Consider the following 20,072-nt stretch of genomic DNA (forward strand, 5'->3'; position numbering starts at 1 on the left):
ATCAAAGCAATATTTATAATAAGCTAAGGCAACCTTGTGCTAAAAAAAATAAAACACCTCTCACTAGCCCTACCGTTAATGGTTGGCGCTATTAGTGTTCAAGCAAAACCTTTATCGTTGGAACGTATTTTTGACGATCCAAGCCTGTCAGGTAAATCACCTGTACAACTTAAATTTTCGCCTGATGGCAGCCGTGTAACTTACCTGCAAGGTAAAAGCGATGACTACAACCGCTACGATTTATGGGAATACAATTTAAAAGATAACACCAACCGTGTGCTAGTTGATTCGGCAAAGTTATTTTCAGGCCCAGAAAATCTATCCGATGAAGAAAAAGCTCGCCGCGAACGCCAACGTATTTTTGGTAAAGGCATACTTGAGTACAAATGGTCTAAAGACGGTAAAGCACTTTTATTCCCACTTAACGGCGACCTTTACTATTACGATTTAGCCTCTGGTAAAAGTAAAAAGCTAACCGACACTGAAACATTTGAAACCGATGCACGCTTTTCACCTAAAGGTAATTATGTATCGTTTATTCGTGAACAAAATCTTTATGCTTTAGAGCTTGAATCAGGTAAAGAGATTCAGCTTAGTAAAGATGGCGGTGGCGTAATTAAAAACGGTATGGCCGAGTTTGTTGCTCAAGAAGAAATGAGCCGTATGACGGGTTACTGGTGGTCAGGGGATGAAACTAAAATTGCCTATACCCGTGTTGACGAAACCCCAGTAAAAGAAGCTATCCGTAACGAAATTTACGCTGATGAAGTTAAGTTATTCAACCAACGCTACCCGTTTACAGGTACCGATAACGTAAAAATCCAACTGGGTGTTGTTAAACTTAACGATCAAAAAGTAGATTGGATTGATTTAGGTAAAGATGAAGACATTTATATAGCGCGTGCTAAATGGCTAAAAGACGGCAATACATTGTCGTACCAATGGCAAAATCGCTCGCAACATAAATTAGAACTTCGTTTTTATAACAGCGAAACTAAAGCACAAAAAGTAGCACTAACCGAAAACAGCGATACATGGATTAATCTACATTTTGATCTTGAGTTTTTAAAAGACAAAAAGCACTTTGTATGGGCATCTGAGCGCGACGGTTTTAAACATCTATACTTATATCGCACTAACGGTCAACTTGTTCGCCAAATTACTTCTGGCGATTGGGTTGTTGATAGCTTAAAAGGCATTGATGAGAAAAAAGGCATTGTTTACTTTGCCGGTCGAAAAGATACACCGCTTGAAAGCCATTTATACAGCGCACCTTTATTTAAAAAAGGCGATGCTAAACGTATCACCGAAAAAGGTCAGTACCATAATGTTGTGCTAGCAAAAGACAGCAAAACCTTTATCGATAATAGCTCATCTGATAACACACCAAACTCAGCAGCGCTTCGCAAAATAAACGGCGAATTTATTACATGGCTTGAAGAAAACAAGCTAGATAGTAGCCACCCGCTTACCCCTTATTTAAGCGATTTAACAAAACCAGAATACGGCACAATTAAAGCCGAAGATGGCCAAGTTATGCATTACCGTTTATTTAAGCCAAGTAACGTAACCGATGGCAAAAAGCATCCTGTTATTGTTAATGTTTACGGTGGTCCGCATGCTCAACGAGTAACGAATAGCTGGCGCAGCAAAAACTTGTATTTTCAATACATGGCGCAACAAGGTTACGTAATTTTTCAACTGGATAACCGTGGTTCGTACAACCGTGGTAAAAAGTTTGAAGATGCTATTTATAAACACTTAGGTGTAGTGGAAGTTGCCGATCAAATTAAAGGCGTAGAGTTTTTACGAACACTTGATTACGTAGACCCACAACGCATTGGTGTTTATGGCCACAGTTACGGTGGCTACATGGCACTTATGACTATGTTTAAAGCGGGCGATTACTTTCAAGCAGGCGTATCGGGTGCTCCAGTAACTGATTGGGCTCTATACGATACGCATTACACTGAGCGCTATTTAGGTCACCCTGATACAAATGCTAAAGGTTATGAGGACAGCGCAGTATTCCCATACGCAGATGGCTTAAAAGGTCCATTAATGATTTATCATGGAATGGCCGACGACAATGTGTTGTTTACGCATTCAACTAAATTGTTTAAACAACTACAAGATAACGAAAAACAGTTTGAAATGATGACCTACCCAGGCTCTAAGCACAGCCTACGTGGTAAACAAGTGCAAACGCACTTGCATCAAACAATTACAAACTTCTTTAATCGTCATTTTGATGTTAAATAGTTAAACAAGTTTAAAAAGTAGACTAAAGGCTGATTGATAAATCAGCCTTTTTTTTGCATTAATGGTTGTTAAGCCTAGATTAAACTCTCTTTTTAGCTACGCTTATTCTATGCGCTAAAGCGCACACTTTTTGAGGATAAATGTATGCCTAGTTTACGTAGTTTTAGTATATTTCAACGTTTCTCGCTGCTCATAGCAATTGTGATATTTGGGCTTATAGCGCTTAGTGTAGCTAGCCTAACTCACCAATATAGCTCTCTTAAAAACGAGCAGTACCTTAAAACACAAAATGTAGTAGAAACTGCGTACAGTATAATCGAGCACTTTTATGACCTTGAGCAAAGTAACTCACTCACCCAGCAGCAAGCTCAAACGCAAGCTCTTGAAACAATAAAAGCACTGCGCTATGACAATACTAATTATTTTTGGATAAATGATTATCAGCCTACAATGATAATGCATCCAATGAAGCCTGCTCTCGATAATAAAGATTTAAGTAATAATAAAGATCCAGATGGCAAGGCGCTCTTTGTAGAAATGGCTAATATAGTTAAGCGTGATGGTGAAGGGTTTATACCTTATAAATGGCCAAAACCAGGTAAAGAAAAACCAGTTGAAAAAATCGCATTTGTTAAAGGTTTTAATCAGTGGCAATGGATTATTGGCTCAGGGGTTTATCTTGACTCAATAGACGAAGCATTTAGTGAGCAACGAAACCTTATAGTCGTCAGTGCAACAATTATGATTATTGCTGTTATTTTACTTAGTTACTTTATAGGCAAAAGCATTTTAATACCTACTCGTTTAGCAGCCGATATGATGAAAGATATTTCACAAGGCGAAGGCGATTTAACTCGTACATTAAATGAATCCGGTAACGATGAAATATCTGAACTATCACACTCGTTTAATTTATTTGTTTTAAAAATGCGAGAATCGCTTGTTCATGTATCACAAAGCGCAAGCGACGTAAGCGAGCATGCGCATACCGTTGACGAATCAAGTAAAACGAGCCACTCATTTATTGAGCTTCAAAACGATAGCTCAACCCAAGTTGCAGCTGCCATGGAGCAAATGACTCACCAAATACATGATGTGAGCCGTAACGCCGAAGCCGCAGAGCAAGCAGCTAAAGATGCAGCAAAAAACGCATCAACGGGTAAAAATGTGGTGGCGCAAACAATAACAGCCATAGAAACACTTTCAAGTAACATAGAAACCGTTAGCCGCGTGACAGAAGATTTAGCCAACGAGAGTCATAATATAGGTTCTGTACTTGATGTAATCAGAAGTATATCGGAGCAAACAAACTTACTGGCATTAAACGCCGCCATTGAGGCTGCTCGCGCAGGAGAGCACGGCCGAGGATTTGCAGTTGTTGCAGATGAAGTAAGAACATTGGCAAGCCGTACAGGGCAAAGCACAGACGAAATTCAAATCATGATCACTAAACTACAAGAAGGTGCAAAGGCAGCTGTTGAAGCAGTTAAATCAAGCCAAGCACTTTCGGTTTCTACCGTAGATCAGGCGTCGTCTGCCAATACTTCACTTAATGAAATAGAACGACTTGTTTCAATTATTACCGAAATGAACAGCCAAATTGCACGTGCTACAGAGCAGCAAACTCAAGCTGCCGACGAGGTTAATTTACGTATTAACGAGCTATCTCAATCAACAGAGCAGTCACTTAATAATACTAAACAGCTTACAAATGCCAGCGATAACCTTAAGCAAAGTAGCCAAGGGCTTTCGAGCGTAGTTAATCGCTTTAAATTAGATTGATAGCGATACCGTTATCATGAAACGCAAAAGCCCTGAATTAACAGGGCTTTTTTATTGCATGTAAGTTTTTAGCTTACAAACAGTAACGTGCAAACAAGCTCGTTACTGATGCGGCAGTTGGCTTACCGTGCTGCCAATCACCACCTTCAACACCGCTACCCGCAATATCCATATGCACATAAGGTAAAGGCTGTGCAGAGTCGTTACCGTGTTTATCAAGCCCACCAACAATAGCCATAAATGCCATTGGGAACTGATGACCACGAGCGGTAACAGCCGATGCCGCGTTATTGCTAGATAAAACATCGTCAGCTAGTGTGCGTGGTTTAATAAAGTCGTAATCTTCACGGCGAGAACGCGATACTTCAGCGCCATCAGCCCACAAATCTCCAAGGTCAGCAATTTGACGAGATACACCAGCGCTTCGAGCAGGGCCATTTTCAACATACGCACCGTAAGGACCCATTGCACGAGCCGCATGACCCGTTAATGTAGCAACAGTAAATAACGTTGGATTAACCTGCGTTTTAGCTAAATCTTTCATTTCGCTAAGTAGATCGCCCATTGCTAAACGCCCTTCTGCATCGGTATTACCAATGCGTACACGTACACCTTCGCGGCTAGTAATAATTTCATCTGGCACAAAACAATCTGAACCAATAGAATTACGAACAACAGCTAAATACGATACTACTTTAACGCCTTTAGGTTGGTAATCTGCAACAGCTTTCATAAAGCCCGCAACAGATGCTGCGCCGCCTTTATCACGGCTCATGCCTGCCATATGGCCGCCTACTTTTAGATCTGCACCGCCTGTATCGTATACAAGGCCCTTACCTACAAACATAAGTGTACGAGTAATTTCGCCCTCTGGTACATATTCAAGCTTAACAACACGTGGGTGATGGCGCTCAACTGCGTATGATGCACGAGCAACCGTACTTAGCATTGGGTAGTTTTTATCAATAGCAGTAATATCATCAATTACATCAACGGCCACATTTGAGCCTTTAAACAAATCAACGCAGTAATCAGCAAAACGCGGTGGAGCCATACGCTCTGGTTCAGTGCCACATAAATCGCGTGCTGCATACTGCCCTGCTGCAATGGCATTAACTGCTTTAATTGTTTGCTCGTTCGCGCCCATTAAGCCAATTTGAGTAATAGGCTCAATACTTTCACCGTGATATTCACGCGCCTCTAATGGCTGCCATAATGCTTGGCAAGCACCTAAATAAGCAACTTCTAGCGCATGTTGGTAACGGCTATCACCATTTAAATTTGGTAAAAATAATGTAGGATTAACACTACCCGATGCTTTTGCTTCGTTAATTGCTAGTTTAGCTGCATCAAAATAACGACGAACGTCGTCGTAATCTCTATTTAACGGACCGGTTGGCGCAAGTACAACACGCTTGTTTTCAATCACTAATAAAGTAACTTGCTTACCAATGCGAGAATCAACTTTTGCTTGGTCTAAAATAGCATCACGTAATGAGTTATTTGGTAATTGAGAAAAGTCATCACTAATAATAATAAGCGCATCATGAGATGTGCATTCAAGGCTTGCACTAACCGCTTGAGGGTATGCCATAAATAAAGTCCTGTTAGAAAACATAAGCATCTATTATCGTCGATTTAAATATTGAAGACCAGCTAGGTGCGATGAGCTAATTATACAAGTTGCCAATAAATGGCAACTTGGGGTTACAGGCTTTACAGCTTAATCGAGAATACTCAGTTGGAAGTTTTGTTCTGGCTCGTTTTTAATGCCAACGCCTATACCAAGTAACCGAACAGGCTGTTGTAGACCTCGTTGATAGGCTTTGGTAAGTAGTTGAACAAGTATTTCAGTATTCAGCTCGTGATATGCTTGGTCGGCTGAGGTTACTACAAAATTTGCAAACTTCACTTTAACACTCAGTTTATTTATACGGTTTTGTAATTGTTGCTTATTAAGCCTTAAAACTAATTCGTCTAACAGTTTTGGAAGCTCATCTAAGCACTCTTGCAAACTTGTTTTATTGTATTCGTAGGTATGCTCAACACTCAGCGACTTTCTGATGCGATCTGTTGATACTTTACCAACATACTCACCTGCACATTTTTGATAAAGCGACACGCCAAAATTACCTACATGTTGCTGCATCCAATTTACGCCTTTTTCGCGTACATCTTTGCCGGTATATAACCCTTTTAAATTGAGTTTTTCGAGGGTGACCTTACCTACACCCGGAATTTTACCCAGCGGTAATTGCGCCAAAAAGTCATCGACCTCGTGAGGCAAAACTACAAATTGACCATTCGGTTTTTTTTCGTCGCTGGCTATTTTGGCAATAAACTTAATAGGTGCAATACCTGCCGATGCAGTAAGCCCTGTGGCTGTGTAAATATCCGCTCTTATTTGCTGTGCTATAAGCGTGGCACTGCCTTTACAAGCACTACTGTCTGTTACATCTAGGTAGGCTTCATCTAAAGAAAGAGGTTCAACTAAGTCTGTGTAGCGGTTAAATACTTCGCGTATTTGATTTGAAGCTTCTTTGTATACAGCCATGCGCCCAGGAACAATAACTAAATCGGGGCATAATTGTTTAGCATGATAGTTCGACATAGCCGAGCGCACGCCATACTCTCTCGCTATATAGTTAGCAGTTGAGAGCACGCCTCGTCGGCTATTGCCTCCAATAGCAAGCGGTACATGTGCAAGTTTTGGGTTATCTCGCATTTCTACTGCTGCGTAAAAGCAATCCATGTCTATGTGAATAAACTTTTTCATCACCATTACAACACTGTTTATTTATACAGCCATTATTATTTAATCATTATTAATAAGCAAGCTCCTAAACTCTGGTTAATCGATTTATTATGGTGGGTTCAAGTTTAGTAAACTCGTCATACATAAAAACAGCACACTAATTACCTTGAGGTCATATCGTCATATTGGTAATCTAGTGCTTTAAAATAAAGAGTTAAAGTGCATGCAAACGTTTAAAGATCAGCACCCTATCCATACCGACATCACCGTAGCGTGGGCTGATATGGATGCACTACAACACGTAAATAATGTAGTGTATTTACGTTACTTTGAAATAGCCCGAATCGACTTCTTAAATAAAATAAATCTGTTCGATACAATAAGCCTTAATGGTGTGGGCCCAGTAATTAGCGAAAATAATATTCGCTATAAACGCCCTGTCACTTTTCCCGATACGCTTACAGTGGGTGTTACTATTACTGATATAAAAACAGACCGCTTCACCATGAATTACACCGTTTACAGCCATGTTCAAAAGGCTATAACAACAACGGGTACTTCTAAAGTTGTCATGTTTGATTTTACAACAGGGCAAAAAGCTGCGATTTCTGAGCCTCTTTTATCGGCTTTAACTAGCCACGCTCAACACTAATTTAGCTAAGGAATTTTTATGAAATACAGCCCACTAGGTAGCAGTGGTGTAGACGTATCTAGAGTGTGCCTAGGCAGTATGACTTGGGGCAAACAAAACACTCAAAACGATGCGGATGAGCAAATAGCCTACGCGCTAGAGCAAGGCGTAAACTTTATTGATACAGCCGAAATGTATGCTGTGCCTCCTTCGCCAGAGACCTATGGTAAAACAGAGGAAATTATTGGCGATTGGCTATCGCGTAATAAACAAAAACGCGGCGATGTAGTACTTGCCACAAAAATTGCAGGCAATGGTTTATCGTGGGTACGTGATGGTGGCAATATTACTCGCCAAACAGTAATAGAAGCCGTGGACGATTCACTCAAGCGCCTTCAAACCAACTACATCGATTTATATCAGTTACATTGGCCAAACCGTTCAACACCACATTTTGGTAGGCAGTGGCCTGGCACGCTTAAATTTACCGACGTAAATACACAAGAGCAGCAAGCTAGTATGCTCGATATTCTAGAAGGACTTAATGAATGTGTAAAAGCAGGAAAAATTAAGCACTGCGGTTTATCTGACGACACGCCATGGGGTATAAGCCAGTTTTTAAGTTTAGCTAAAGAGCATAACTTACCGCGTATGGTGTCTATTCAAAACGAATTTAGCCTAGCGCATGCTAAAGATTGGCCATATTTAATAGAGCAATGTGTTCATGAAGATATTGCCTACTTACCATGGTCGCCTCTGGCTGCCGGTTTATTAACGGGTAAATACTTAAATGGTGCTCGCCCTGAAGGCTCTCGATGGACCTTCATGCAGCGCAACGGTATTTTTAGAGATACACCAAATGCAGAACAAGCAACTAAGCAATATGTTGAGCTGGCTCATGCAAATAATATTACCCCAGCGCAGCTTGCGCTAGCATGGTGTAACCAAGTTGATGGTGTTACGTCCTCAATTATTGGCGCGACAAGTATGGCGCAATTAAAAGAAGATATAGACGCGTTTAACATTACCCTTAGCGATGAGCTACTTAGCGAAATTGGGGTTATATTTAAAAATCACCCAATGCCTTATTAGTTATACTTCAATTGAAAATAGCCTTATTGCAAGGCTATTTTTTTAAAATTAAAAACCGCCGCAAAAGTTTGCCCCCACAAAGACTAACACTATACTTTAATTAACTTTTATCAATGCTCGAGCGTTTAACTATGTTTAAAAACAGATACTACGCATTTTGCTTATTAACTGTATTTAACGCATACGCCGCTGAGCAAAAAGTGCAACCTATTGAGGAGATTATTTGGCTACAAAGTTACACGCCCCCTTTTCATATGGCTACAAGCGAAAATGCACCACAAGGTGGGATTTGCGACAACCTAACCGAGCAACTAATCAGAACCATTACTGATGTAAAACATACTCGTTTAATTGTCCCTCAGCAGCGTATAAATAAATATTTAAGTGAAGGAAAAAACGTATGTTTTCCGTGTGTTATTTATAATAAACATAATAACCAATTACTTAACTATTCAAACCCAACAACGGTATATCCCCCATTTTCGATTATCACGACTAAAGAGCTAAAACCGCAATTAGAGAAAAAACACGGTTCACCAATTCATTTGATTAATTTATTAACTGACCCACAATACGTATATGGGCAAGCCGCAGCACGTAAATTTACAACTAAAATAAATAAGATTATTGAAAACACAAAAAAAGATAAAGAATCGTCATTAACCTGGGGCAGTGAAAACGAAAGTCAGGCCGTTATAGCCCGCTTGAGTCACGGCTTTTTAGACTACTCAATTGATTACCCGTTTATGGCTGATTACTTTAATAAACAAGGGGAATTTAACAATATAGAGAGTGTGCCAATAGCAGAAAATGATGTTCAATTTATAAGAGGAGCAATAGGCTGTGCGGCTAACGCACCTAATAATTTTGCAGACCAGGCGCTTAAAAAAATTAATCGCGCACTAAAAACTAATGTACTACAATCGCCTGAATATCAGCAAAGTCAGCATAATTGGCTTAAAACCACCTTTGCCGACTTTGATAAACACTACCAACAGCAAGTCATTAATTTTTACTTACCTTCCACTGATGCTCAAGCAAGCACTGATCATTAGCATAAAGCGCAACAGAGAAAATACTTTTAGGTGTTACCTCGCCTACGCCCGACGGTGTGCCTGTCATTACTACGTCACCATCTTCTAAGCTCATAAATTCACTAATTTCTTGTAAAATTGAATCTGGGTTATGCAGCATAAAATGAGTATCCCCTCGCTGAGTCACTTCATTATTAATTTTAAGTTCAAAGGTAAAGTGCTGCATTGCATCTGTTAATTCAACAAAGTCACTTAAAATAACAGACCCGTCGAACGCTTTAGCCCGCTCCCAAGGTAGCCCTTTATTTTTTAATTTACTTTGCACAGTGCGCTTAGTTAAATCAAGGCCGAGCCCAACCCCTACAAACTTTTTATTTTTAATTACAAAACATAACTCGGTTTCATAATGCAGCGTATCGCCGTTGTGAGCTGCAAATAACGTATTAGTAATTGCGCTATTTGGCTTATTAAATAAAACCATTTGATCTGGCGTTTCGTTATTTAGCTCTGCAATGTGTGCGGTATAGTTACGGCCAACACAGACTACTTTTGATGGTGTTAATTTCTCAGATAATAACTTTATTGAATGCATATAATAACATCTCAGTTAATAGGGCCTGTTGACCTTTCAGGATTGAAATTTGTTCAATCTAGGGGCTATTTAATCGCGGCGCGAGGTTTGTAACCTAGTGGGCTCGGTAACTGCTCCTGCGTTACTCTACTGGCTTACATCCATGTAAGAATAAGTAAAAACCGAGCAAAGCTTCCGCGTCCTGCTCACGCCCCTTACCTAAATCCATGTAGGCAACAAAAAGTAAATAGTCCCTGGGCAGAACCCTTCGGGCAGCGCATGTTTGGCATTTGTTCTACGTTATCGCCTATTTATGGGGAGTAACCACACTATACAGGCTCTGCCTTGCCTAAATACCAAACATACTGCTGCAAATTCAACCTCGAAAGATAAACAGGCCCTAGCTAATTAGTGTTTCTAACAAGCTCAAATTAATAGGTTTAAGTAAAACTCGGTCAATATTTAAATCTTTTATTTCTCTTGGGTCTGGCTCAGCTCCACTTACAATCACTAAGCGTAGTTCAGGGTAACGGTCGTTAATTTGCTGACCTAAATCAACGCCACACCCATCAGGTAAATGCATATCTAACAATACTTTATTAAATTGTTGGTCGTGATTAAGTATTTGCAAACATTGCGCGCAGCTAGACGCAATCACAGTTTCTACACCTAAACTTTCTAAAAGTAGCTGTGTAATTTGCGCTGCATCGTGGTCATCTTCTACAAGTAAAAAGCGCTGTTTTTTCTCTGTTAAGTCCGAACTACTATTTATATCTTTAGCTTGAGGAGCATGTTCTGGCGCTACCAAATAATCTTGCAAACATTGATACAAAGCGGTGCTATCAACCGGTTTTGGTATTACATCATTAAAGCCAAGCGCAGCAAGTTCTTCATGTATCCCTTTCATAGTAGCAGCAGTGAGCGCGATTATTGGGCCTTTGTAACCCATTTTTCTAAGCTCTATGGTAGCTTCCTTGCCGCCCATTACAGGCATATGAATATCAATAAAAATAATGTCGTAAGGCGCTTTATACGCATCTGCAATACGCACTTTTTCAAGCGCTTGCTGGCCATGTTCGGCATAATCGACGCGCGCACCACAAGTACTGATCATATGACCAACTAGCATGCGTAAATCACGTAAATCATCAACTACTAATACTCGCCCATGCACTTTGCATGGATCCGATTTACTTTGTAGTTGCGGCGCACTGCTAAAGTTAAGTACTTGGCGCTCTACTTCACTAATATCACCTGGGTAAACCGAAATAGTAAACGTAGAGCCTTTACCAACTTCAGAGTGCAAACTAATATCACCGCGCATACGCGCTAACAGCTCAGCACATATTGCTAAGCCAAGACCTGCACCACCTACAGAGCGCGATTCTACATCAGCTATTTGCTCAAACGGTTTAAATATCAGTTCTTGTTTTTCAGGGGCTATACCCATTCCTGAATCTTTAATACTAAAAAACAGCATTTCGGTGTCATCAACCCACTGCGTCCACGCATTAACAACAATTTCGCCTTTATCGGTAAACTTAACCGCATTATTTATTAAATTTATTAAAATTTGGCGAACTCTTGTTGCATCAAGTCGTGCAACTAAAGGCAATGGCTGATGTGATTCAAATCGCAGCGTAAGGCCCTTATCTAACACCGATACGCGCATTAACGTGTATACATCGGCAAGCATGCTATCAAGGTTAACTTCGCTTAGAGTCAGCTCTAGTTTATCGGCGGCTATTTTAGATAAATCGAGCACATCGTTTAATAGGCTCAATAAGTGTTTACCGTTTCGATAAATTACACCTAACTCATTTTCTGCTTGCTGACTAAAGTCGCTCTGCATTAATAGCTCGGTATAACCTAAAATAGACGATAGAGGAGTTCGTAATTCGTGGCTTAAGTGCGCTAAAAATCGGTCTTTTGAACGGTTTTCTGCTTCGGCTTTTAAACGCTCTACTCGCTCACCTTCAACATCCTTACGCGCCAAAGCATAGCGAATAGCACGCGCAAAGCGGCTAGAGCTCATTTCTGTTTTTATTAAATAATCTACCGCGCCAGCATCAAGTGCCGCTGAATCTAATTCGTCGTTTGACTGCCCGGTAAGCATAATAATAGGTCCGCTAAAGCCGTTAGTAATGGCTTCTTTTAATACATCTAAACCATTAGATGCACCCAAGCGGTAATCAAGCAGGCAAATGTCGTGCTCATTTTTGCTAAGCGTTTCAATTGCCTGCTCAGGGGAGCTTATCCATTGAATGTTAAACGTGTGTGAATCCAATTGGTCCAGATAGTCGCAGGTGAGTATGTAATCATCTTCATCATCTTCTACAAGCAGCAACTGAGTCACTTTATCTAACATACAATCTCCATTAATCGTTAAATGTTGTCGGTAGCTCTACAAATTCTACCCAGTATTTTCCAAGTGTTTTCATTAAATCAACTAGGCCATCAAACGTTACAGGTTTTGTAATATAAGATGCAGCGCCTAGGTTATACCCTTTAACCATGTCTTCTTCTTGCTTAGACGTAGTTAAAATTACAACCGGAATACCCTTTAAGTTAGGGTTTGCTTTAATTGCTTCAAGCGCTTCACGGCCATCCATTCTAGGCATATTTAAATCAAGCAATATAAGCCCTGGGCGAGGCGATGTTGTCTTGTCTTCAAACTTACCTTTACGCTCTAAGTATTCAAGTAACTCAACACCATCTTCAACAAAGTGAAGTTCGTTAAGTACACGGCTTTCGGCAAGGGCATCTTGTGTTAATAAACGATCATCTTCATCATCGTCTGCCATTAAAATAGTAATCGGTTTTACTTTTGTATAGGGCATTTAAGCCTCTCCTTGCAATGTGAAAAGCGCAGCTTCCACAGGTAGTTTTATGGTGAAAGTTGCACCTTCACCGTCTTTACTTTGGGCTGTAATTGTTCCGCCATGTCGCTCCACAATACGCCTACATACAGAAAGGCCAATACCCGTGCCTTTATACTCTGAGCGGCCATGTAAACGCTGAAACGGTACAAATATTTTATCGGCGTAGTCTTGTGAAAAACCAATGCCATTGTCTTCTATTGTAATAACTTGAAAACTTAATTCGGTATTATGATCAGCACTAAAGATATTTTCATGCTGGTAACTAATTTTAATATGTGGACTTACATCTGGGCGTCTAAATTTCACCGCATTCGACAACAAATTTAAAAACAATTGCTGCATTTGGCTTTTATCAGCCTGAATAACCGGTAAGTCTTCTACATCTACTTGTGTATTAGACTCATCTATCGCAATTTCTAAATCACTTAATATATCGGTTACCACTTCGTTTAAATTTGTATCGTCAAAGTCTTTACCACGCGTTGCTATACGCGAAAACTCTAATAGGTCGTTTATTAAGTTAGACATACGTTGAGCTGCATTTTTCATACGGCCAATGTAATCAATCCCTTTTTCACCAAGTTCATCTTTAAACATTGTTTCAAGACGATCGCTAAAGGCTTGAATTTTTCTAAGTGGTTCTTGTAAATCATGGCTCGCCACAAAAGCAAACTCTTCAAGCTCTCGGTTACTTCGGCTCAACTCGTCAGAATACAACGTTAATTCTTGCGTACGTTCAGACACTTTCGTTGCTAATGTTTCGTTTTGTTTTTCAAGCTCAAAACGATACTTTGCAGCATTTCTTAAATTAAGACGCGTCATTACAAACATACCAATAATAAGTAGTGCACTTGTTATTGCCGTTATAGCAAACGTAATTTTAGCCTCATTTTTTATCTTTGCTAACTTTGAAAAATGACTCACTTTGAAAAGTAATTCGCGGTCTTGTATTTCATTTACGTGTTCACGGATTTGCCTATAAAGATCTCGCCCTTTATGTGTATTTAACACATACAATGCACGTCTTTCTCTATCATCAAGTGCAAGGTTAACGGTTTTTTTAAGCTCGTTAATTTTACTATCTACAAGCACTAGTAACTGAGCAATACGATCTGCTTGGCCATCAATTTCAGAGTGAAGCGATTTAACATGATCTGTTTGTGCCTGTATTTGCCCAATCGCATCATAGTAAGGCGTTAAATAATCAGCCTCTTCCGTTAATAAATAACCACGCTGACCCGACTCAGCCTGCACTATAGATAAATGCAATTGCTCAATTGCCGTTGTCAGCATACTTGTGTTGTCTAAACTCTTTTGGGTTTGTGTTAAACCTTGAATAGTGTTCAATGCTAAAAATGCGTTACCTACAATAATACTCAACACAACAACTATAAAAGCTGCCCAAGTAATATTCGCTTTGCTTTGATGTTTTTGCTTGTTCATTAGCTTCCCGAGTTAGTGTTTAAACAACACTGTATTTATTGAGAGTCTGATATTTTTTGTAAACTTTCGCTGCACTGTTGGCAATTATTGATAATTTTATCAAGTGCATCTAACGCTTTTTCTTTTGGCATATCGTTTTCAAGTACCAATTTAATAAGCTCGGCATTCATCGAAATACGATTTAGCGGCCCTCTTGCATCGTGTACTAATTTATTAAGCTGCTCTGTTTTATTGTCTGATGTCATACCCTTCCTCAGATCTATTTATATTCGCCAATACCGCCATACGCATTAAGGCGGTTATAAAGTGTTTTTGTACTAATACCTAACATTTGCGCAGCAAGTGTTTTATTACCTTGCACTTTATCAAGCGTTGCATGAATAAGTTCTTTTTCAACTTCTTCAATTGTTTGCCCTGCCGATACTGGCTTTTCTGCAGTTTGATTATTAACACGCGAAAACGGCGATTCTAAATTATCAGGCAAAATAATATCGCTAGTTTGCGGATCACTCATAATAAATGCACGGTGTATCGCATGGCGAATTTCGCGCACGTTACCCGGCCATTCATAGCTTTGCAACTCTTTAAGCTGTGCTGGCGTCCAACTAAAGGCAGTGCCATTTTCGTCATTAAGTTGATCTAAAAACGCTTTAGCTAATAAAGGAATATCTTCTTTTCTATCGCGAAGTGGCGGTATATCAATAGGAAAAACCGCTAGCCTAAAGTAAATATCTTCACGAATAATATTATTTTGCGCTAAATCGGTAAGCGAGCGGTTAGTGGCTGAAATAACACGGCAATTTGTTGGTATTTCTCTGTTACCACCGACGCGCGTTACTTTTTTAGTTTCAAGCACTCGCAGTAAATTTGGCTGCATATCAATTGGCATTTCGGTTACTTCATCTAAAAATAAAGTACCGTTATTTGATTGCTCAAATACCCCTTCTTTACGAGCTATAGCACCGGTAAAAGCGCCTTTTTCATGGCCAAATAATTCACTACCAATTAACTCTTTTGAAAGCGCACCACAGTTACTCGCCACTAACGGGCCTTCACACTGGCTGGCGTTATGGATAGCTTGAGCTACAACTTCTTTACCTGCACCACTTTCACCCATGAGCATCACGTTAGCATTTGTTTTAGCAACGCGTTCAATCATGTTGTAAAGCTTGTGCATTACCTCTGATTCGCCAATTAAGCCACCAAAGTGACGCGTTATACCACTCGACTTTGCTTTTTTAACTGCTTTTTTAGGGCCATTTAAAACCAGTTCTAAATCTTCGCGTTGTAATGGCTTTAATAAATGCCCAACATTTGGCTCACACATTTCAGCTAAAATACCCTTCACTGAAGGGTGGCCCGAAATAAGTGTAATTTTTGGAGATTGCCCAATCATTTTTAAATGATCGAGTAAATGCAGGCCGCTGCCATCTGGCAACATAAAATCTAACAGCACATGGTCAAAGGTATTATTTTCAAACCATTGATGTGCTTCTTTTAAACTGGTGGCGGTGCTTATATTGTGGCCGAGGAATTCGACTATGTGGCATACAACGTCACTAAACTCGACGTCATCATCTACTAAAAGTATGTTTAACATGATAAATCCCTATGCTTTTTTCTTATTCTACGCATCATAAATACTAATTTAAAGGCGTACTTAAAACCTTATAGCTTAAATAATTAAGTGATTTGATGCTACTTATGTTACCAACTCAATATTTACGTATGCTTAAAAAAATCGATCATAAAAAATAATTTAAATCGTTCCTATTCACACAATGATAGTAACTGATAATATGAACATCCCACAAAGGAGATGAAATGCAGCAATTAAAAACCCTGATTCATTCAGGTATTAATATCGACCAAGGCACTCAATTTACTCGCATAACAGGGCGTGCCATTGTAATTAAAAATAGTAAAATACTTTTAATGTACACAAACCGCTATGAAGATTATAGCTTGCCCGGTGGTGGCGTGGATGAAGGCGAAAGCATTGAGCAAGGCTTAATACGCGAACTAAATGAGGAAACCGGTGCACAGCAAATAAGTGTAGTAAAAGCCTTTGGACTCTACGAAGAGTATCGCCCTTGGTATAAAGACGATTTTGACATTATCCATATAAAATCGTATTGCTACGTATGTAATATTGCCGACGAACTTGGTAAAGCCCAGCTTGAACATTACGAGCAACAAAATGGCATGACTGCTAAATGGGTCAATATTAATGATGCAATTGCACATAACGAGCGCACGCTTGCCAACAGCGAAAAACAAGGGCTTTCTATTTTGCGAGAAACCTACTTACTTAAAAAGATTGCTGAACAGCTTTTTTAACGTCTACTTACCTGTTTAGAAAACGAAATATACCGACCCCTAAGCTAATTTTTTAGGGGTATAAAACCGATATAGCCCTACTAAATTACTGGCCATAAATAGGCTTTCCATTAATACCGCAACCGGCGAGCCTACTAATATATTATGACTTATCCAAAGCGATGTACCCACCACCATAATTAAGCGTAAATACAGATCATTTTTTTGAAATGAGGCAAAAGTCTGAATAAGTGTTGCAGCAAGTGCCAAACCACTTAGCCAGCTATACCAAGTAATATAAACGGCTAAGCAACTAAGTAACATAAACGCCAACATTACCCATGTTTTTCGAGCAAATACACAATATAAATAACGTATTGCAGCAATTAGCATTAAGCTGCCCGCACTAGCATGGCCAAGCATAAAAAAATGAACTGACGTAAGTAAAACAGAACTAAATAAACACATTAAAATAAGCGAACGAGACTTAAACTGAAAAGAAGCTAAATCTAATAAAGTAGCGATGGCTACCAAGCACTGAGCAAATAAAAACATAGTGACTCCTGAAAAAGCAGCAGTCTAACCAGCTTTACTATTTTTACCCTTAACTTAAGTTAAGTCGTTTACGAATTCGTGATAACGAAATAGCCGATATACCAATATACATAGCCACTTCGGTTAAGCTTAGCTGTGCAAGCCAGTGCGGCTTTTTTAGTAATAAATAACGATAACGCTGCTCAGGACTATTAAGTAGTAAAAAAGCCTCCTTTGCCTCTTTAAATATAAGCTGCTGAACAACAAGCTGGTTTTTAATGTCGACCCATTCACTGTTATCAAATATATGTAATGGGACAATGATAACTGTGGCAGCCTTTATAACCTTTAACTGATAAAAAGCCTCTGTGTTTGTAAGCCAATTAGCAAACAATAGCGCAAATTCATCTTTAAAATAAAACTCCTTACACCTTTGCCCTCCATCAATTGTAGAGTGCAAAGCGCCAAGTACACCGTCAATAATTAAATAACCATAACGCTGCGTTTCGCCTTGTTGTAATAGCACTGTATCTCGGGAAAATTGCTTAACTGAGTATTGCCCCGCCAGCTTTTGTTTTAAAACGTGTGTAAGCTCGGCATAACTATCGCCCAGTTCAAATACATATGTTTGACTCATTTATTTGCCATTTTAATCATTTGCGAATTTTAGCTGCACTCGTATTAGCATATTGAGTAAACAACCTTATATTATCAGCGCTGCACTAAGCTTTATACGTGCGCAGTAACCATCAGTAATCTATAAGTAGTAAGTGAAGATTAGAAGAAACGTATCATTTTAATCCCTATGTAACTTTTTCTGCTAATTGCATTATTTACAGAACATATCAGAAAGCATTTTAAATAAAAATTATACTTTTATAAAAGTTAAAATAAAAACTCAAATATTACATATAGTTATAAATAATTTATTGATAACTACTAATCTGGCTTTTGTTTTGCACCCTTATAGATAATTAATTTGTAAGGAGATAGAAATGAGTAACACAGTTAAAACGATTAATCCGGCAACTGAGCAAACCATTAATACCTACACACTACTTTCTCAAAAGGAAGCTGAGCAGGTAATCGAAAAATCTCACGAAACATATTTAAAATGGCGCTTAACGTCGTTCACTGAACGTGCGAGATATCTTAATAAGTTAGCCTCACTTTTCGAAGAGCAAAAAGAAGCTATTGCAAAACTTATGACCGAAGAAATGGGCAAAGTTTACGAGCAAGGCTTTCAAGAGGTTGAGCTGTGTGCAGCTATTTGTCGTTACACCGCCGAAAACGGCCCACAAGTACTTGCCGACGAAGAACGTGATATGGAAGGTGGCCGCGCTATTATTAGCTACCAACCAACGGGCGTATTATTAGGTATTCAGCCTTGGAACTTCCCGCTTTATCAGGTAATTCGTTACAGTGCAGCCAATATTATGGCGGGTAACACAACCGTACTTAAACACGCGGGTAACGTATTTGGCATGGCTGAAAAAATTGAAGAGCTATTTAAACAAGCCGGTTTCCCAGAGTACTGTTTCAGCAACTTACTCATCGACGGTAAAACCGCCAGCTCACTCATTGCGCACAAAGCAATTAGCGGCGTAACCTTTACAGGTAGTGATGCTACAGGCAAAAAAGTAGCTGAAGAAGCTGGCAAGCATGCTAAAAAGACGGTACTTGAGCTTGGTAGTAACGATGCCTACTTAGTACTTGATGACGCAGACTTAGAGTTAGCAGTTAAAACCTGTGTAACAGGCCGTATGATTAATAACGGCGAAACCTGCGTTTCAGCTAAACGTTATGTAGTGGTTGAGTCTCTTTATGATGACTTTAAAGCGCAAATAAAAGAGCAATTTGAAGCCATGAAAATGGGCGACCCAATGGCAGATGATACAGACTTAGGTCCAATGGCACGTGAAGACTTGCGTGACGGCATTCATGACCAAGTTATGCAATCAGTTGAAGCCGGTGCAAACATAGTGACAGGTGGCGAAATTCCATCGCAAACAGGTTACTACTACCCACCAACGCTACTAGATAACTTATCGCCTGGCATGCCTGCATACGATGACGAACTATTTGGCCCAGTAGCTTCGCTAATAAAAGCGAAAGACAACGACGATGCAATGCGCATCGCCAACGACTCTCGCTACGGTTTAGGCGGTGGTATTTTCTCTAAAGATGAGAAAAAAGCCATCGAGCTTGCTAAAAAATACTTCGACACCGGCATGATCAACATTAACGGTTACGGTTTAGCACAGCCTAACTTACCGTTTGGTGGTGTTAAAGGCAGTGGCTATGGCCGAGAGCACGGCGGTTTTGGTATGCGCGAATTTGTGAATGTTAAAAGCATTATGATCGCCAGCTAATTTAGCTGCATAAATGAAATAAGTGTTTTAAATAGATATTTTTAATACGTGTTTATAACACAAAAATTATTAAGCCTAAAAGCGGGTAACCACTTTTAGGCTTTTTTATGACTTTTAGAAAGTAATTCTCTGAGGCAGCACTTAGTTTTTAGTAAGAGACAGTACTTAGTTTTTAGTAAGAGACAGTACCGAGCTTTGGATATATTCGTAGGCGCGATTTTACATCGCGCTTTTAAAAACTAAATATCCTTCAAAATAAAAGTTACAAACTAACCATTGCTACTTCATTAAATTTTAATAATTTAAAACTCACTTCACAATTTAGCTTCTTTAATAAAAACGTAAGCACGCTGCTTTATCGTTATTTTAAATTGCGCTAACAAACCAGTTAAGCA

Annotated in this window: 17 protein-coding genes; 7 read left to right on the forward strand and 10 right to left on the reverse strand. The window is 39.4% G+C overall.

The genetic code is table 11. From position 1 onward, the window contains the following. Positions 1-36: 36 nt before the first annotated feature. Complete coding sequence (locus GQR55_RS10100; protein ID WP_166420488.1) at positions 37-2,262, forward strand: S9 family peptidase; 2,226 nt, start codon at positions 37-39, stop codon at positions 2,260-2,262. A 144-nt stretch (positions 2,263-2,406) separates the two neighbouring features. Beyond that, positions 2,407-4,044 (forward strand): methyl-accepting chemotaxis protein, encoded by a 1,638-nt coding sequence (locus tag GQR55_RS10105; protein ID WP_166420489.1) that lies wholly within the window; start codon positions 2,407-2,409, stop codon positions 4,042-4,044. 73 nt (positions 4,045-4,117) lie between these two features. Here GQR55_RS10105 and GQR55_RS10110 read toward each other — a convergent pair whose 3' ends face one another. Together GQR55_RS10110 and dinB are read right to left on the reverse strand one after the other, a co-directional pair. Further along, positions 4,118-5,638, reverse strand: coding sequence for a leucyl aminopeptidase family protein (locus tag GQR55_RS10110; RefSeq protein ID WP_166420490.1), 1,521 nt, complete (start codon positions 5,636-5,638; stop codon positions 4,118-4,120). Positions 5,639-5,767: 129 nt separating this feature from the next. Beyond that, positions 5,768-6,820 (reverse strand): DNA polymerase IV, encoded by a 1,053-nt coding sequence (dinB, locus tag GQR55_RS10115; RefSeq protein ID WP_166420491.1) that lies wholly within the window; start codon positions 6,818-6,820, stop codon positions 5,768-5,770. A 202-nt stretch (positions 6,821-7,022) separates the two neighbouring features. Between dinB and GQR55_RS10120 the strand changes: the two genes are divergently transcribed. From GQR55_RS10120 to GQR55_RS10130, 3 genes are all read left to right on the forward strand, one after another. After that, the gene (locus GQR55_RS10120; RefSeq protein ID WP_166420492.1) at positions 7,023-7,451 is read left to right on the forward strand and encodes a thioesterase family protein; all 429 of its coding nucleotides are present in this window, start codon (positions 7,023-7,025) and stop codon (positions 7,449-7,451) included. A gap of 18 nt (positions 7,452-7,469) precedes the next feature. Then, positions 7,470-8,522 carry an aldo/keto reductase gene (locus GQR55_RS10125; protein ID WP_166420493.1) on the forward strand — a complete coding sequence of 351 codons (1,053 nt, stop codon included), beginning with the start codon at positions 7,470-7,472 and terminating at the stop codon, positions 8,520-8,522. Positions 8,523-8,653: 131 nt separating this feature from the next. Further along, entirely contained in the window at positions 8,654-9,577 is a 924-nt protein-coding gene (locus GQR55_RS10130; RefSeq protein ID WP_166420494.1) for an ABC transporter substrate-binding protein, read from the forward strand. On the opposite strand, the gene GQR55_RS10135 is transcribed toward GQR55_RS10130, so the two are convergent. From GQR55_RS10135 to GQR55_RS10160, 6 genes are all read right to left on the reverse strand, one after another. Continuing rightward, complete coding sequence (locus GQR55_RS10135; protein WP_166420495.1) at positions 9,528-10,148, reverse strand: fumarylacetoacetate hydrolase family protein; 621 nt, start codon at positions 10,146-10,148, stop codon at positions 9,528-9,530. The genes GQR55_RS10130 and GQR55_RS10135 overlap by 50 nt on opposite strands. A 379-nt stretch (positions 10,149-10,527) precedes the next feature. Further along, positions 10,528-12,495 (reverse strand): hybrid sensor histidine kinase/response regulator, encoded by a 1,968-nt coding sequence (locus GQR55_RS10140; RefSeq protein WP_166420496.1) that lies wholly within the window; start codon positions 12,493-12,495, stop codon positions 10,528-10,530. Between the two features lie 10 nt (positions 12,496-12,505). Continuing rightward, complete coding sequence (locus GQR55_RS10145; RefSeq protein WP_165727623.1) at positions 12,506-12,967, reverse strand: response regulator; 462 nt, start codon at positions 12,965-12,967, stop codon at positions 12,506-12,508. Further along, positions 12,968-14,452 carry a sensor histidine kinase gene (locus GQR55_RS10150; RefSeq protein WP_166420497.1) on the reverse strand — a complete coding sequence of 495 codons (1,485 nt, stop codon included), beginning with the start codon at positions 14,450-14,452 and terminating at the stop codon, positions 12,968-12,970. A gap of 35 nt (positions 14,453-14,487) precedes the next feature. Continuing rightward, on the reverse strand, positions 14,488-14,697 hold the full coding sequence (locus tag GQR55_RS10155) for a histidine kinase dimerization/phospho-acceptor domain-containing protein (protein ID WP_166420498.1): 210 nt from the start codon (positions 14,695-14,697) through the stop codon (positions 14,488-14,490). 14 nt (positions 14,698-14,711) lie between these two features. Beyond that, the gene (locus GQR55_RS10160) at positions 14,712-16,052 is read right to left on the reverse strand and encodes a sigma-54 dependent transcriptional regulator (RefSeq protein ID WP_165727625.1); all 1,341 of its coding nucleotides are present in this window, start codon (positions 16,050-16,052) and stop codon (positions 14,712-14,714) included. Between the two features lie 224 nt (positions 16,053-16,276). Here GQR55_RS10160 and GQR55_RS10165 point away from each other — a divergent pair, with 224 nt between their 5' ends. Next, a complete protein-coding gene (locus GQR55_RS10165; protein ID WP_165727626.1) occupies positions 16,277-16,792 on the forward strand; it encodes an NUDIX hydrolase in 516 nt (171 codons plus the stop codon). A 39-nt stretch (positions 16,793-16,831) separates the two neighbouring features. Here the strand turns inward: GQR55_RS10165 and GQR55_RS10170 are convergent, their stop codons facing one another. Both GQR55_RS10170 and GQR55_RS10175 read right to left on the reverse strand, forming a co-directional pair. Beyond that, positions 16,832-17,326, reverse strand: a complete 495-nt coding sequence (locus GQR55_RS10170) for a YgjV family protein (RefSeq protein WP_165727627.1) — start codon at positions 17,324-17,326, stop codon at positions 16,832-16,834. Between the two features lie 49 nt (positions 17,327-17,375). Continuing rightward, positions 17,376-17,942, reverse strand: a complete 567-nt coding sequence (locus tag GQR55_RS10175; protein ID WP_166420499.1) for a Crp/Fnr family transcriptional regulator — start codon at positions 17,940-17,942, stop codon at positions 17,376-17,378. 358 nt (positions 17,943-18,300) lie between these two features. Here GQR55_RS10175 and GQR55_RS10180 point away from each other — a divergent pair, with 358 nt between their 5' ends. Next, the gene (locus GQR55_RS10180; RefSeq protein ID WP_166420500.1) at positions 18,301-19,677 is read left to right on the forward strand and encodes an NAD-dependent succinate-semialdehyde dehydrogenase; all 1,377 of its coding nucleotides are present in this window, start codon (positions 18,301-18,303) and stop codon (positions 19,675-19,677) included. Positions 19,678-20,072 lie beyond the last annotated feature (395 nt).

The sequence above is a fragment of the Pseudoalteromonas sp. Z1A8 genome, from assembly GCF_011378855.1.
GTDB lineage: Bacteria > Pseudomonadota > Gammaproteobacteria > Enterobacterales > Alteromonadaceae > Pseudoalteromonas.